The organism is Idiomarina rhizosphaerae, assembly GCF_024159085.1.
Classification (GTDB): Bacteria; Pseudomonadota; Gammaproteobacteria; order Enterobacterales; family Alteromonadaceae; genus Idiomarina; species Idiomarina rhizosphaerae.
The window spans coordinates 441,841-457,083 of record NZ_JAMZDE010000007.1; the positions used below are offsets into that span (position 1 = coordinate 441,841).

11 protein-coding genes and 2 tRNA genes are annotated in these 15,243 nt (G+C 47.9%); 1 reads left to right on the forward strand and 12 read right to left on the reverse strand.

The genetic code is table 11. The features are described 5' to 3' along the window. Nucleotides 1-98: 98 nt before the first annotated feature. The gene (locus NJR55_RS09785; RefSeq protein ID WP_253619768.1) at nucleotides 99-2,006 is read right to left on the reverse strand and encodes a PilZ domain-containing protein; all 1,908 of its coding nucleotides are present in this window, start codon (nucleotides 2,004-2,006) and stop codon (nucleotides 99-101) included. Between the two features lie 68 nt (nucleotides 2,007-2,074). On the opposite strand from NJR55_RS09785, the gene NJR55_RS09790 reads away from it, so the two are divergent. Further along, on the forward strand, nucleotides 2,075-2,917 hold the full coding sequence (locus NJR55_RS09790) for an SDR family oxidoreductase (RefSeq protein ID WP_253619769.1): 843 nt from the start codon (nucleotides 2,075-2,077) through the stop codon (nucleotides 2,915-2,917). A 16-nt stretch (nucleotides 2,918-2,933) separates the two neighbouring features. Here the strand turns inward: NJR55_RS09790 and NJR55_RS09795 are convergent, their stop codons facing one another. The 11 genes from NJR55_RS09795 to tolQ form a co-directional block, all read right to left on the reverse strand. Beyond that, complete coding sequence (locus NJR55_RS09795; protein WP_253619770.1) at nucleotides 2,934-4,355, reverse strand: FAD-dependent oxidoreductase; 1,422 nt, start codon at nucleotides 4,353-4,355, stop codon at nucleotides 2,934-2,936. Next, a complete protein-coding gene (gene gltB, locus NJR55_RS09800; protein ID WP_253619861.1) occupies nucleotides 4,355-8,821 on the reverse strand; it encodes a glutamate synthase large subunit in 4,467 nt (1,488 codons plus the stop codon). The genes NJR55_RS09795 and gltB overlap by 1 nt, the downstream gene beginning before the upstream one ends. A 138-nt stretch (nucleotides 8,822-8,959) precedes the next feature. After that, nucleotides 8,960-10,000 (reverse strand): quinolinate synthase NadA, encoded by a 1,041-nt coding sequence (gene nadA / locus NJR55_RS09805; RefSeq protein WP_253619771.1) that lies wholly within the window; start codon nucleotides 9,998-10,000, stop codon nucleotides 8,960-8,962. A 142-nt stretch (nucleotides 10,001-10,142) separates the two neighbouring features. Further along, nucleotides 10,143-10,218: transfer RNA gene (locus NJR55_RS09810), tRNA-Lys, on the reverse strand. 30 nt (nucleotides 10,219-10,248) lie between these two features. Continuing rightward, nucleotides 10,249-10,324: transfer RNA gene (locus tag NJR55_RS09815), tRNA-Lys, on the reverse strand. Nucleotides 10,325-10,453: 129 nt separating this feature from the next. Further along, nucleotides 10,454-11,215: a tol-pal system protein YbgF gene (gene ybgF / locus NJR55_RS09820; protein ID WP_253619772.1), complete on the reverse strand. Its 762-nt coding sequence runs from the start codon at nucleotides 11,213-11,215 to the stop codon at nucleotides 10,454-10,456. 20 nt (nucleotides 11,216-11,235) lie between these two features. Next, nucleotides 11,236-11,772: a peptidoglycan-associated lipoprotein Pal gene (gene pal / locus NJR55_RS09825; protein ID WP_253619773.1), complete on the reverse strand. Its 537-nt coding sequence runs from the start codon at nucleotides 11,770-11,772 to the stop codon at nucleotides 11,236-11,238. Between the two features lie 53 nt (nucleotides 11,773-11,825). Beyond that, nucleotides 11,826-13,175 (reverse strand): Tol-Pal system beta propeller repeat protein TolB, encoded by a 1,350-nt coding sequence (gene tolB / locus NJR55_RS09830; RefSeq protein ID WP_253619774.1) that lies wholly within the window; start codon nucleotides 13,173-13,175, stop codon nucleotides 11,826-11,828. Nucleotides 13,176-13,186: 11 nt separating this feature from the next. Further along, nucleotides 13,187-14,104, reverse strand: coding sequence for a cell envelope integrity protein TolA (gene tolA / locus NJR55_RS09835; RefSeq protein ID WP_253619775.1), 918 nt, complete (start codon nucleotides 14,102-14,104; stop codon nucleotides 13,187-13,189). Between the two features lie 2 nt (nucleotides 14,105-14,106). Beyond that, nucleotides 14,107-14,535 carry a protein TolR gene (gene tolR, locus NJR55_RS09840; protein WP_011234333.1) on the reverse strand — a complete coding sequence of 143 codons (429 nt, stop codon included), beginning with the start codon at nucleotides 14,533-14,535 and terminating at the stop codon, nucleotides 14,107-14,109. Beyond that, nucleotides 14,532-15,242 (reverse strand): protein TolQ, encoded by a 711-nt coding sequence (gene tolQ / locus NJR55_RS09845; RefSeq protein WP_011234334.1) that lies wholly within the window; start codon nucleotides 15,240-15,242, stop codon nucleotides 14,532-14,534. Before tolQ ends, tolR begins: the two co-directional genes overlap by 4 nt. Nucleotide 15,243: the final 1 nt, after the last annotated feature.

The following is a 15,243-nucleotide window of genomic DNA, read 5'->3' on the forward strand; positions in this document are numbered from 1 at the left end:
ATTGAATACCTGTTAATTAATGAACTTATTTTGATTATGCGGTATATAGCAGAGGATGGAAAGCCACGCACAGGAGCAGCAGATAACAACCGTTAACGCTACTCCGTTAGTTGCGCAAGCTCACTTAGAGTCTGAGTCACGTCTGTCAGGGTTATGACGCCGCGCAGCTGTTTAAAACTGGTTTCAAGCTCCTTAGCCCGATGCGGCAGGTAGCGTTGAATATAAGACAAATCTGTCATCAATTCGGCTGATATTTGATTCTGACATGGCTGCCCTGATATCAGAAGCGCAAGAAAGTTTTCATCTTCATCAAGAAAGCGAATGTATTCGGCCGCCTCTTCAAAGCTGTCGTACTCGCTAATTTCCCGCCCCATAACGCCGTCTTTCTGAGTGGCCTGAGTAACTCTTAAAAGTAATATACGCGGAGACAAGCTGCTGTTCTCCGACACCCGACGCAATGCCTTTCTTAGCTCTGAGCTCAGGCGTCGCCCGCCAAGCAAGCGCTCATTGTTTGCTAACCAAAATTCAGTGTCATCAAACAATTTCGGTAAGCCTTCGGAAATAGACATTAATGCGGCCAGTTGAGGCTCCCAGTCAACGCCGTTTTTATACAAAAACAAGGCGCTGGATAAAGCGTAACGAAACATGTTCTGCTCCGCTGACGCTTCAGGACTGAGCAGTTTACAAGCCAGGGCTTTAGCTCCCTTGGCTCGATATTCCTGTAACACCGATAATTTCAGCTTCTCATTGGAATGTTCGCGCCAAAGTGGTGTTTTTATCGCATTCAATTCGCCGTAGATTAGCTCATCATCCTTGCTGTAAGTGAGCGTTAGTTGATAACACCTTGCCCCATAACCTGCCGCACGCAATGCGTTTAACGTAGCAATTAAGCTTTTTTCTTTTTGTATAGCCTGCAGCGGCAGTAAGTACTCACGCCAGACTTTATTTATGGGCAAGCAAATACGAAACAAGGTAACTTGTCGGCGTGTTGGTTTCCGGGCTTCTCGCAGCTGATTTACCACAGATTGAACCCATGGTTGCTCAATAAGCTCCGCAATAAGGTCGCTTTGGTGTTGCTGCCAGCTGTTCAGCAGTGTCTGATTGGATTTTGTCTGAATTAAAGCGCAGCTCGCTGCGCCATTTTTTAGAATGATTGGCACAGCCTGAACGGCATCAAACCAGTAACTTTCATGCCCCCGGGCTGTAACCCTCTGGGCTAAATGCTCAACATTGACTTTGTAGCGACGCCGGGACTTGCTCAACATAGCCGCTAAAAACCGGCCAAGTTCATCATCGCCAGTCTCATCCATGCGCCTTAAACGTAAGTAAAGACAAAAATCTCTTTCTTTAAGTCCAACCACCCGGTATTCATATTCCTGGGTTGCGTCAAACACAAAGTCGTCGCTAAGCCCTGAAAAGTAAACCTTTACGCGTGCATACTTCAAACCGGTTAGCTGCGGGTCAAGGCTTAGCTTTAACTGCAGTCCACTGTTGGATATGTCCACAGTCATAGCACTGAATTCCTGGCCGTCGGCCAGTTCCATGGTCACGGCGCTGACCAGGTTAATGCGTTGCTCACAACGTTGGTACTCGCGCCCAGCCACGAAACTGGCAAGTGCTTTCTCTTGTTCCTGCTGGGCTAAGGCTTTGTCTTCCGCCAATTGCTGATGCTGTGTTTTTAACGCCAATATCTGCTGTTTCGTGTCGTTCGTAAAAACGCCCTTATACAGTCGTAAACCGTCTTCAAATAACCGTTTCGCTGCGACATCAAAATAATGTACGCGCCCCTGAAAAGGGTAGGGTTCAATTTCGGACTGAATTTTCTTGCGAAGATCTATAACACCCAAAGCCGGTTTCGCTAATTCGGTAATGCGCATACGCGCCTGCAGCTTCTCGGGCCCGCTAAGGTGTTTTGTTTTACGTTTAAACAGAGACTCAAATTGAGAGCGGTGATAATCTGTTTTAAGCTCATCAATCAGACTTTCTATTGAAGGGTCACTGCTCATAATGGGCTATTAGTCAGTATCTATATTAAGTTCAACATTTCTTTTACATTAACGCTAAGAGGATCTTCATGCAAACGCTTTTACTCGGTTACGGCGATATTGCAGACCGCGTTGCACAAAGGCTGAGCGGCCAAAACGAGCAGGTCACCGGAGTTTGCAGAACGCCGGCGAGCAAACCGGTGCGCAAAGGGGTCGATTTAGTTGCAGCAGACTTAAACAGTGAACAAGAGCTTTACCAACTGTTCCAGAATAAATGGGATAATGTTGTCATTACCCTGACTCCTGCAAAAGGCGCAGAAGATAGCTATCATCAGGGCTATGTCGTTCCCTGTCGTCACCTGCAACAGGTACTGTCACAGCAAACTCATCAGCCTAATATTATTTACGTTTCCAGCACCGGCGTTTACGCACAACGCGACGGCGAGTGGATTGATGAAAACAGTGCAACCGAGCCTACATCAGACTCTGGTAAAGCTCTATTACAGGCTGAATCCATTATCAGTGCCTTACCGGGGCAAACCTCTATTCTTCGTTGCAGTGGTATTTACGGAGAAGGACGTGACTTTTTGCTGCGTCAACTAAGTCAAGGCAATGTCCAACTTCGTGACAGCTGGACTAACCGCATACATCAGGACGATGTCGCTGGCTTTATTGTGCATTTACTTACCCAGGTTAATCAGCCCAAACCTGTTTATTTAGTTAATGACGATGAACCGGTCAAACAATACGAAGTTTACCAGTGGCTGGCTGAGCAGCTTGGAATTGAGCTGACCGGAAACATTGATACAGACGTTGGGCCAAGAGGCTCTAAACGCTGTATGAACAAGGGTTTGAAAGACAGTGGTTACCAACTTCAGTATGCGAATTTTCGCGAAGGTTATGCGCCGGTTATTAAACAATGGCAGCGCTGATTGCGCTGCTCATAACTTATACGGCGTCGAAATAATCAAGCATTCCCTCGGCGGCGTTGCGTCCTTCCGCTATCGCCGTCACCACCAAATCGGCGCCGCGTACCATATCGCCACCGGCAAATATTTTCGGGTTGCTGGTTTGCATAGCAAACTCGGTGTCGCCAGTGGCCAGCACGGTACCCCAGTCGCTTAGCTCCACCTTGTGCTGCTGTAACCATTCCGGCGGGCTGGGTTGGTAACCAAAGGCAATAATGACCGCAGTTGCAGGCATGACGAATTCAGAATCCGGCACGAGTTGTGGACGCCGGCGACCATCTTCATCAGCCGGCCCCAGTTCAGTGCGTACCATTTTCACGCCACTAACCTTACCCGAATTGTCCGTAATCACTTCCAGCGGTTGCAAATTAAACTCAAAAGAGACTCCCTCTTCACGAGCATTCTGCACTTCTTTGCGCGACCCCGGCATATTGCCTTCGTCGCGGCGATAAGCGCAGACAACCGACTTCGCTCCCTGTCTTATTGAGGTTCTGACGCAGTCCATCGCGGTATCGCCACCGCCAAGTACAACCACTGTCTCGTCTTTCACATCAATAAGCGGATACTGCGACATAGGCTCATGAGCCATGAGTTTTTGTGTATTGCCAATGAGAAACGGCAATGCCGGATAAACCCCTTCTGCGTCCAGACCTTTTAGTTTTCCATCCAGCGCTTTATAGGTTCCCAGAGCTAAAAATACCGCATCATAACTGGCTTCAAGCTCAGCAAAACTGATGTCTTTACCCACTTCAACGCCCAGCTTAAACTCAATGCCCATGTCGGTAAATATTTCACGACGCAACGTCATTACCGCTTTGTCCAGCTTAAACGGCGGAATGCCGTAGGTTAGCAGTCCGCCAATTTCAGGGTAACGGTCATACACTACAGCTTTGACACCATTACGCGCTAATACGTCGGCACAGGCGAGACCTGCAGGCCCGGCCCCAATTACAGCGACCCGTTCCTGACGTTGAGTCACACCACTTAAGTCTGGCCGCCAGCCCTGTTTAAAGGCTTCATCGACCATTTGTTTTTCAATACTGCCAATAGTTACTGCGCCGAAACCGTCATTCAGCGTACAGGCACCTTCACACAAACGATCCTGCGGACAAACCCGGCCACAAACCTCAGGCAGGCTGTTGGTTTTATGCATCAGTTCAGCGGCTTCAATAACCCGCCCTTCATTGGCCAGCTCCAGCCACTGAGGAATATAGTTGTGAACCGGGCATTGCCATTCACAATAAGGGTTTCCGCAGTCCAGACAACGATCGGCCTGGCCTTTTAGCTGCACGTCAGGCATTGGATCATAAACTTCTTTAAACTCAATGCGGCGCTCTTCAACCGGACGTTTCGGTGGGTCAATACGCTGCACGTCTAAAAACTGATAAATATTCTTGTTCATTACATCACCTGCACACGTAATTCTGCGGTTGACCGCGCTCGATGCCCTAAAAGCTCTTTCACATCTGCCGCTTTTGGTTTGACGATATAAAAGCTGTCCACTATTTGCTCGAAGTTGTTTAGCAACTCGCGCGAGTAGTGACTTCCCGTTGCTTCGTGATGCTCATGAATTAAACCGCGCAAGTGCTCCTGAATAATCGGGGTATCCACTGCTACGGCTTCAACCAATTCGTGGTTAAGCCGACGGTGCAAATCACCGTCGCTGTCTCTTAAATAAGCAAAACCGCCGGTCATGCCCGCACCAAAATTGATGCCGCAGTCACCCAATACCACCACAATTCCGCCGGTCATATATTCACAGCCATGGTCACCAATGCCCTCTACCACAGCTGTAGCACCGGAGTTACGAACCGCGAAACGCTCGCCGGTACAACCGGCAGCATAAAGTTTTCCGCCTGTCGCGCCGTACAGACAGGTATTACCCATAATAACGGCTTCGTGCGTGTTATAACGACAGCCTGCCGGCGGCTTAATGGTAATTTCACCACCGGCCATACCTTTCCCAACGTAGTCGTTGGCGTCTCCGGTCAGGTGCAGCTTCAAACCACCGGCATTCCATGCACCAAAGCTTTGTCCTGCGGTACCAATAAAGCCTAAGGTAATTGGCGCAACCGCCATTCCCTGGTTTCCATGCTGGCTGGCAATGTAACCCGATACACTTGCAGCAACCGAACGGTCGTCATTACGAATAGTCAAAGACCAATGACCTCCGCTGCGCTTATCGATAGACTCTTTGCACAACTCCAGTAATCGCTGGTTCAGCTTGCCCTGATCAAACGGCGGGTTCTTCTCGGTGCAATACAAAGAGTGCTCTGAACGCACTCCTGCGGACTGCAGCAAGGCATTTAACTGTAACTGCTGCTGGCGTTTGGTTTCACCTGTCAGCCTTTCCAGTAGGTCAACCCGGCCAATAGCGTCGGTTAACTTCTCCAGCCCCAATTGGGCGAGAATGTCACGCACCTCTTCCGCCATAAACTCAAACAGTTTCACCACGCGTTCGGGTAAGCCGGAGAAGTGTTCCCGCCGCAGGGTTTCATCCTGAGTGGCCACGCCTGTTGCGCAGTTGTTCAAATGGCAAATGCGTAAATATTTACAGCCCAGAGCAATCATAGGGGCGGTGCCAAAACCAAAGCTCTCAGCGCCTAAAATAGCCGCCTTCACAATATCCATACCGGTTTTTAAGCCGCCATCGACCTGCAACCGAATTTTATGGCGCAGGTTATTGGCCACCAAGGCTTCGTGCACCTCAACCAGACCAAGCTCCCACGGTGAGCCCGCATACTTGACCGAGGTCATGGGGCTGGCACCAGTTCCACCGTCATAGCCGGACACAGTAATTAAATCGGCGTACGCTTTTGCAACCCCCGTAGCAATGGTGCCAATGCCCGGCGTAGAAACCAGCTTGACTGAAACTAAGGCTTTCGGGTTCACCTGTTTTAAATCAAAAATCAGCTGGGCTAAGTCTTCAATGGAATAAATGTCATGATGCGGCGGCGGCGATATCAAGGTAGTACCAGCTACGGCGTATCGCAGTTGGGCAATTTCCGCTGTGACTTTTTCGCCGGGAAGCTGGCCGCCCTCGCCGGGTTTTGCCCCTTGCGCAACCTTTATCTGTATAACATCGGCATTAACCAAATAATGCGGTGTGACGCCAAAGCGCCCCGACGCTACCTGCTTAATTCGGGAGTTTTTTGCGTTGTTAAATCGCTTAGGATCTTCACCGCCCTCACCTGAATTTGAATGTCCGCCAATTTTGTTCATGGCAATGGCTAAGGCTTCATGAGCTTCTGCGCTTAACGCGCCTATCGACATAGCGGCCGTATCAAAACGCTGAAACAAGAGTTCTTTGGCTTCTACTTTTTCTTTTTCAATTTTTGCTTTTTCAGGCAGTTTAATGCTGAGCAAGTCACGCAGGTGAGTCACCGGCCTCTCATTAACAAACTTAGCGTAAACGTCGTAATCTCGCTGCTCACCTGTTGCTACCGCGCGTTGCAGCGACGTCACAACATCCGGGTTATAAGCATGATACTCTCCGCCGTGTACATATTTTAGTAAGCCGCCCTGAGCCAGCTTTTTTCGTGTTAACCAGGCGCGGTGGAAGCTCTGCTGAAGATCCTGCTGTATATCGTCAAAGCCGGTACCGTCAATGCGTGCTGGCACGTTTTCAAAGCAAAGACGACGCACATCCTCGTTCAAGCCAACCGCCTCAAACAAGGAGGAGCCCCGGTAACCCGCCACTGTCGCAATACCCATTTTCGAGAGTATTTTCAGTAAGCCTTTATTCAGGCCTTTACGGTAGTTGAGCAACGCCTCCTTTATGTCCAACTGAACTTTGCCCCGGGCGACCAGTTGCTCCACGGTTTCATACGCGAGGTAGGGATAAACGGCTGTAGCACCCAAGCCTATTAACACCGCCATATGGTGCGGATCACGCGCGGAAGCGGTTTCAATAATAATGTTTGAATCACAGCGAAGATCATTCTTCACCAGCACTTGTTGCACCGCCCCAACGGCCATGGCTGCAGGTATCGTCAGCTGTTCCCGCTGTAAATCTCTGTCACTGAGAACCAGAATAACCGTTTGCTCATCCTTAACCGCGGTTTTTGCCTGCTCAACCAGGCTATCGATGGCTTGTTGTAAATTCTGCTGCTCTGGTTTAAAACCCAGCGACAAGGTGGTTGCCCGGTAATGTTGTTCATCAAGTTCCCGTAGCTGTTTTAAATCGGTGTACATCAGGATAGGTGATTCAAATAATACCCGGTCGGCATCGCCGGATGCCTCGTTAAATACATTATGCTCACGGCCTATGATAGTGGAAAGCGACATAACATGACGCTCACGAATCGGGTCAATGGCTGGGTTGGTCACCTGCGCAAACTGCTGGCGGAAATAGTCGTAAAGCAAACGCGGCTGCTTCGAAAGCACTGCGGTGGGTGTATCGTCCCCCATAGAGCCGACTGCTTCCTGACCATCTTTGGCCAGAACACTGATAATTTGCTGAATTTCTTCTTCGGAGTACAAATACGCTTTATGAAAAACCAGCATGGTCTCGTCGTCATACAAACGCTTACCCAGCTTGTCGGCGTGGCTGCGTTCAAACGGTATCAAGTGGCGACGGTGTTGTTCCAGCCATTGTTTATAAGGGTGACGCTGCTTGAGTTCTTCTTCAATTTGGTCGTTATACCAAATTTTGCCGGTATAGGTATCCACCGCCATCATTTGTCCCGGTCCTAAGCGGCCTTTTTCAATCACTTCCTGCTCGTCGTAATCCCAGATACCCACTTCGGATGCAATGGTCAGGATACCCGAGCGGGTCAGAACATACCGCGCCGGACGCAGACCATTTCTATCCAGACTACAGGCCACATGCCGGCCATTACTCATGACCACACCGGCAGGCCCATCCCAGGGCTCCATATGCAGGGAGTTAAACTCGTAAAAGGCACGCATGTCGTCCGACATGGTGGCATCTCCCTGCCATGCCGGCGGTATCAGCAAACGCATTGCGCGGAATAAATCCATGCCACCAGCCAGTAACAGCTCCAGCATATTGTCTAATGAAGCAGAATCGGAGCCTGACAGGCCCACCAGTGGCTTTGCGTCCTGTAGGTCAGGCAGTAAGGGGGTCTGAAATTTATAAGCTCTTGCCTGCGCCCACTGACGATTCCCACGTATAGTATTAATTTCACCGTTGTGGGCAAGAAACCGGAACGGCTGAGCCAGCGGCCAGCGCGGTTCTGTATTGGTAGAAAAGCGTTGATGGAAGACACAAATAGAAGTTTTCATTTCGGCATCGGCTAAATCGGTGTAATAAGCCGGCAAGTCAGCTGCCATCATCAGACCTTTATAAACTAAGACCAGACTCGACAACGACGAAATATAGAGCTCATCCTGATTAGGCATCAGCTTTTCGACGCGTCTCCGCGCCATATACAAGCGTCTTTCTAAATCTTTTTTACGCCAGCCCGGCGGAGCTGATACCAGTACCTGCTCAATGACCGGCTCAGACGATTTAGCGCCTTCGCCCAGTACTTGGTTGTTGACCGGAACTTTACGCCAGCCAGTGACCGCTAAAGTCTCTCTTTGAAGCTCTTGCTCAATAAGGTGGCGGGCAGACTCACGTTTATCCTTATCGCGGCTAAAAAATACCATGCCGACAGCGAATTTCTTACTGAGCTGCCAACCTTGAGTTTCTGCGTACTGACGGAAAAACTGCTCCGGCATTTGCAGCAGCAGTCCGCAGCCATCTCCGGTTTTACCATCGGCGCCAATACCACCACGATGCTGCATACGGTCCAGCGCTTTTACTGCGGTAGAAATTAAACCTTGCTGAGCTTCGCCATTAATATCAGCGATAAGGCCGAAGCCGCAGTTATCACGGACATCAGCCGGATCGTAAAGTCCCATGCCTATACCACTCGAATAATTATTCAATAAAGCTAGATTACCATGCAGGCATTCACTTCGGTAGGCACTGGGGTTATTATTGTTATAAATATGTTGTATAGACAAAAAGTAAAAAGGCTCCCGAAGGAGCCTTTCAAATCACTTTAAAGTCGCTGCAAATTCCAGCATTCGATCCAGCGGCACCATGGCTTTTTTGCCCAGAGCTTCATCGACATGAATCTCATGTGTCTCACCGCCGTTCTTCAGTGCTTCTTCTATCGCTTGTAAGCCGTTCATTGCCATCCAGGGACAATGCGCACAACTGCGACACGTTGCACCGTTACCCGCAGTGGGGGCTTCAATAAAGGTCTTATTCGGTTGCAACTGCTGCATTTTATAAAAAATGCCTTTATCGGTTGCCACTATGAAGGTTTCATTCGGCAATTCCTGACTCGCCTTAATAAGCTGCGAGGTAGAACCGACAGCATCAGCCATCGCCACAATATTCTCCGGCGACTCAGGGTGCACAAGAATAGCCGCCTCAGGGTGAAGTTTTTTCATATCCTGCAGGGCTTTCGCTTTAAACTCATCATGCACAACACAAGCGCCCTGCCACAGCAACATATCAGCTCCGGTTTCCCGGGCAATATAGCCGCCTAAATGCTTATCAGGTGCCCAAAGAATTTTTTCTCCTTTGGCATCCAAATGGTCAACAAGCTCAAGCGCCATACTGGACGTTACTACCCAGTCAGCACGAGCTTTTACCGCTGCCGAAGTATTAGCATAAACGACAACCGTCCGGTCAGGGTGTTGATCACAAAATTCGGCAAATTTTTCTGGTGGACAGCCAAGATCAAGGGAACACTCGGCTTTTAATGTCGGCATCAGTACTTGCTTATGAGGCGTAAGAATTTTAGCTGTCTCGCCCATAAAACGAACACCAGCTACAATCAGCTTCTTTGCCGGATGGTCGCGACCAAATCGAGCCATTTCTAAAGAATCGGCCACGCAGCCCCCGGTCTCTTCGGCTAACGCCTGAATATCAGGGTCTGTGTAGTAGTGAGCCACCAATACAGCGTCTTCATCAAGCAGAAGCAGCTTAATACGATTAATGGTTTCGGACTTATCTTCCGCACTTAAAGGTTTAGGCTTTGGAGGAAAAGTATAATCCAGGCTATCCAGAGTTTGAATCTCGGTCATGATACTACGGCTTGTTTTCCAAGTGTTCTTTATAAGTAAGGACTATTATAGCGGAATTCAAGGGATGCTTATAGCTAAGTCAGTATTACCCTTAATTCTTCAGTATGGCTAAGTGGTTTTCTTAATGAGGCATAAGATGAAATGGTGGGTTGTGCAGGATTCGAACCTGCGACCAATTGATTAAAAGTCAACTGCTCTACCAACTGAGCTAACAACCCAAATTCTGGTAAATATTTTTATCGGCGACGTGGTGGGTTGTGCAGGATTCGAACCTGCGACCAATTGATTAAAAGTCAACTGCTCTACCAACTGAGCTAACAACCCAACGCCAATAATATTGCCCGTTTCTGCTTGGCAACGGCGGCATAGTTTACTGAAATAGTGCGCGTATGCAACTGAAAATTGAAAAAAACTGTGCGACTGCTTAATTCACGAACACATGTTGCCCAGTTGTTACTGATTTAAGCGTTGTTTTGCCAAATTAGCTTCAGTACTTTCCGGGTATTCTTTAATCACTTGCTCGTAATAAGCTTTTGCATCTGCTGATTTATCTTGTTCACTGGCGATAGCACCAAGCTTCAATAAACAGTCACCACGTTTATTACTGTCAGGGTAGTCATTAACAACAGTTTCAAACTGTTGCTTTGCCTGATCGTATTGACGTTTGGCAAAAAACAGCTGACCTAACCAGTAGTGAGCATTAGGAGAATAAGTCGAGTTTGGAAAGTTCTTCAGAAAAGACTCAAATGCGGGTATAGCTTCATCATAACGCTTATCCTCAAGGACTAAAGCTATCGCCTTGTCATAAGCATCATTCTCGCTAAGGTTTGGAGAATAGCTGCTATTGTCTGTTTGTGTCGGTACCTGCTCAAGGTTATTGTAATTGTTGCTGGCAGCTTCACTCTGGTTATTGCTCGACTTCAAATTACTGAAGCGACGATCAATTTCCTGATACAGCTCGCGCTGGCGTTGCAACAATTGCTCCAGACGGTACTCATGCTCTTCCGTTATGCCTCTTAATTCAGCAACATCTTGTTGCAAAGAACCTAACTGATTGAGCATTTCAAGCTGAGCACTGGAGCGCGCTTCGAGCATGCGCTCGATTTGTTCCAGTCGTTGCTCAACGTTACCTGAAGACGACAGTCCAGAAACAGGTGCCTGAGCCATAACAACCCCAGGCACACACAAACATACAGCTAACAGCGTTTTTCTCATTACTATCCGTTACTTTTAAATTAGTAAACTAAAACAGCGCGACGGTTTTTCGCGTATGCGCGTTCGTTTGACTCATTTACCATTGGCTTTTCTTCGCCATATGAAACAGTCGAGGTTTGAGAATCCTGAACACCCAAGTTATGCAGGTAGCTCTCAACCGCTTTAGCACGGCGTTCGCCTAACGCGATGTTATACTCAGGCGTACCGCGCTCGTCAGTATGACCTTCAATAACAACTTTCACAGAAGGGTTTTTGACTAAATAATCAGCGTGCGCTGACAACAAGTCAGTGTACTCTGACTGAACGTTAGACTTATCAAAAGCGAAGTAAACGATGTGTTCTTTACGTAACGCTTCCATTTTTTGCTGACGTTCTTCTTCCATTCTTTGTGCGCGATCTGCTGCACCAACTTCAACACCAGAGTCTTGCTCTGCTTGTTGATTGGTTTCCTGACCTGCGCCCATACCTGAATCAGTTTCCTGGTTTGAGCTACAAGCGGCCAGAGTTGCCATTGGTACAACGATTGCCAGAGCTTTTAAAAGTTTATTAAGCTGCATCCTTTTCGTCCTTATCGTTTTTATCGAACAATTCAACCATTCAGGCTTTTGTTTTACATAAATGGCGACCAAGCCGGTGACTTAACTTCACCATCGGTTGCCGGTAATCGTGCTTTAAAACGCCCATCGATAGAAACCAAAGCCAGTACTTGTTTGTTATTATGCGTTGTACTGTAAATAACCATACTGCCATTTGGCGCCACACTTGGTGACTCATCTAAAGACGTTTTCGTTAAAACTTGCATGTTTCCACGCGGAAACTCTTGCTTAGCGATATGATAGTTGCCACGTGTCCGGTTTACTAAAATCATATTTTCGCCAGACGGTACAACGGTACCACCTAAGTTCTGCTCACCATCAAAGGTTAACCGACGAACCTGACCTGATGATAAATTTACGCTATATAGTTGCGGTCTGCCACCTCTTTCTGAGGTAAACACTAAAGATTCACCATCTGGCGTCCAATTAGGCTCTGTATCAATCGTACGATTACGAGTAACACGTTGCAAGTCCTTAGTTTTAATATCAAACACATAAAGCTCAGGATTTCCATCCTTAGATAAAACCATAGCTAACTTTTTGCCATCTGGCGAGAAAACAGGGTTACCATTTATCCCGGGGAACGACGTCAGCTTCTCGCGGCGGGTGGTATAAATATCCTGCATGAATATTTCTGCTGTTTTATTCTCGAAACTAACGTAAGCCAGTTTATTACCATCCGGAGACCAGGCCGGAGACATCAACGGCTCGGGTGAACGTAGCAGTATTTTCTCGTTCGCACCGTCATAATCTGCAACCGCCAGTTTGTATGGATAGCGATCATCGTGGTTTACCGTGACATAAGCGATTTTTGTCATGAAAGCACCACGTTCGCCAGTTAACGCTTCGTAAGCAACATCTGAAATTCGATGTGCATAAGAGCGAAATTGATCACCATCAATAACGCTAGAGCGAGAATCAAGAACATGATCGTTACTCTGCACCAACTCGCCATTGCGTAACATCTGCGAATTACCGCCGGTAATTTGTCCCCGGAGTACATCAATAACTTCAAACTTAACCATGTAGCGGTCAACTGAATAAGGTTCTATTGAACCGACTAAAATGGCTTCTACGCCCATCTTAGCCCAAGCTGAGTAATCTATCTCGTCATCGGCAGCCGGGCGTTGTGGCATTGCAGTTACGGGAATCGGATTAAATTTACCACTGCGCATAAGGTCCGCAGCAATAACATCGGTAAGCTCGTTTGGTACCTGTCCTTCACCTTTCCACTGAAAAGGCACCACCGCAATTGGCCGCGCCGTATCAATACCTTCCGTGATGACGATTTCCAGTACCCCTGCACGCACAAAAGCGGTTAGCGCAACAAAGAGTAGAATGCTTTTAATTAATATATTTTTCATCGGTCACCTTGTTACAACTGCGGTTTTACAGTCAATTTAATTGTACTCATTTGTTCATAAATTTCCGGATCTTCAGAAACCGGCAGCGTTGTAGCTTTTAATACGGCATTTTGTGCAGAACGACAAACGTTCGCATCGCCACTGCCTGTATCAACTGACTTAACGAATCCGCTAGGAGCTACTCTTATGGTTAACTCACATGACTTGCCCTGCATTGAGTCGTCAACATTCCAGTTTCGCTGAATAGTCTGCTGAATGAGCGCCTGATACTTTTCAACCTCACTCAGTACTTGTTGACGACGAGCCGCTTGACGACGTGCTCGTTCCGCTTCCATTTCTTTTTGTAACTGAGCTTCACGTTCTGCCGCTTCACGCTGCTCTTGTTCACGTTTACGCTGCTCTTCCAGACGCTTACGACGTTCTTCTTCAGCCCGACGTTCAGCTTCTTCTGCTTCGCGTTTACGCCGCTCGGCCTCTTTTGCCGCAGCCTCAGCTTTGGCACGCTCCTGCGCCAGGCGTTCAGCTTCTTTCTTTTCTCGCTCTGCCTGTTTGCGTGCTTCCGCAGCTTCTTGTCTTTCTAATTCCTGTTGACGCTCTATTTCTTTTTTACGTTGTTCTTCTCTTTCGCGCGCTTTACGCGCTTCTTCAGCACGCCGCTCAAGTCTCTCAATACGGCGCTGTTCAGCCGCCTCTTGCTCCGCTTTCTGCTGGCGGATTCTATCTGCCTGTTGTTGAACTTTGGATTTATCAACTGTGACTGCACTAACAATCTCTTCTGACATATCCAGCTCGCTTTGATCTAAGTTGACTTCCATAGCCTCCGGCGTTGAGGGAGTAAACTCAAAGCTAAATAACAACACACCCGCGATTGTAGCGTGTATAACAATCGAATATATCAGCGGTAAGGTTAAGCTATCTGATTTTGCCACAACTAATTATCCGACGAATCTGTCATTAAACCGACTGACGGCACACCCGCTCTTTGCAGTAACACCATCAGTTGCACAATTTGATTATAAGATACAGCACCATCACCATTGACCATAACCGGAGTATCAGGTTCAACTTGCAGGTGAGCAGCAACCAGAGTTGCGAGTTCATCTGCCTGCATCGGCGTATCCTGGGAGTCACCCTGATTTAAATAGTAACGCCCTTCAGCATCAACCGACGCAACTAAAGGCGGTTTACTCTCTTCAGAGAGAGGTTCGGCCGTTGCTTTCGGTAAATCAACTTTAACGCCCTGAGTAATCAAAGGAGCTGTTACCATAAAGATGATCAGCAGCACCAGCATCACGTCGATGTAAGGTACTACGTTAATTTCCGCAACCGGCTTACGACGCTTGCGCGGCATTACCATCATACCGTTTCGCCCTCTACTTTACTTTTGCCTGCCTGAGCCGAAGACTGTCGTTGCAAAATTGAGATGAATTCATCAATAAAATTCATGTACTGATTATCAACTTTTTCCACACTAGTGGTAAATCGGTTGTAAGCAATAACGGCCGGTATCGCCGCGAAAAGACCCATCGCAGTTGCAATCAATGCTTCAGCGATACCCGGTGCAACCATAGCCAGCGTCGCCTGTTGCACAGCACCTAAAGCGATAAAGGCGTTCATGATTCCCCATACCGTTCCAAACAAACCAATATAAGGGCTTATAGAACCAATAGTTGCCAGAATACCTAAGTTGTTATCCAGTTTTTCCGTTTCTCTGGCGTGCGCTACGCGCATGGCACGAAACGCGCCTTCAAGCATTGTCTGCGTATTTGTTGTTGAGTGGTTACGCAGCCGCGCATACTCTTTAAAGCCAGCGTGAAACAGTAACTCCATTCCTCGTGCGTTTTTAGCACGAGCCGAAATTTCCTGATAAAGGCGCGCAAGATCAACGCCTGACCAGAATCTATCTTCAAACTTTAGCGCGTCATTTCGAGCCTGTTTCAACACTTTTTTGCGCTGAAAAATTAACACCCAGCCCCATACCGACATCGCCAGTAACATAACCATCACCAGCTTGACTAATAAACTGGCTTGCATGAATAAATCAATAAACGATAGTTCTGCTTCCACG

Bases quoted from the DNA above. Each gene is read 5' to 3' on its own strand.
- tolB (WP_253619774.1), bottom strand. From the start codon at position 13,175: ATGAAAAATATATTAATTAAAAGCATTCTACTCTTTGTTGCGCTAACC.
- tolR (WP_011234333.1), bottom strand. From the start codon at position 14,535: ATGATGGTAATGCCGCGCAAGCGTCGTAAGCCGGTTGCGGAAATTAAC.
- NJR55_RS09795 (WP_253619770.1), bottom strand. From the start codon at position 4,355: ATGAACAAGAATATTTATCAGTTTTTAGACGTGCAGCGTATTGACCCA.
- pal (WP_253619773.1), bottom strand. From the start codon at position 11,772: ATGCAGCTTAATAAACTTTTAAAAGCTCTGGCAATCGTTGTACCAATG.
- NJR55_RS09785 (WP_253619768.1), bottom strand. From the start codon at position 2,006: ATGAGCAGTGACCCTTCAATAGAAAGTCTGATTGATGAGCTTAAAACA.
- gltB (WP_253619861.1), bottom strand. From the start codon at position 8,821: ATGGGACTTTACGATCCGGCTGATGTCCGTGATAACTGCGGCTTCGGC.
- NJR55_RS09790 (WP_253619769.1), top strand. From the start codon at position 2,075: ATGCAAACGCTTTTACTCGGTTACGGCGATATTGCAGACCGCGTTGCA.
- ybgF (WP_253619772.1), bottom strand. From the start codon at position 11,215: ATGAGAAAAACGCTGTTAGCTGTATGTTTGTGTGTGCCTGGGGTTGTT.
- nadA (WP_253619771.1), bottom strand. From the start codon at position 10,000: ATGACCGAGATTCAAACTCTGGATAGCCTGGATTATACTTTTCCTCCA.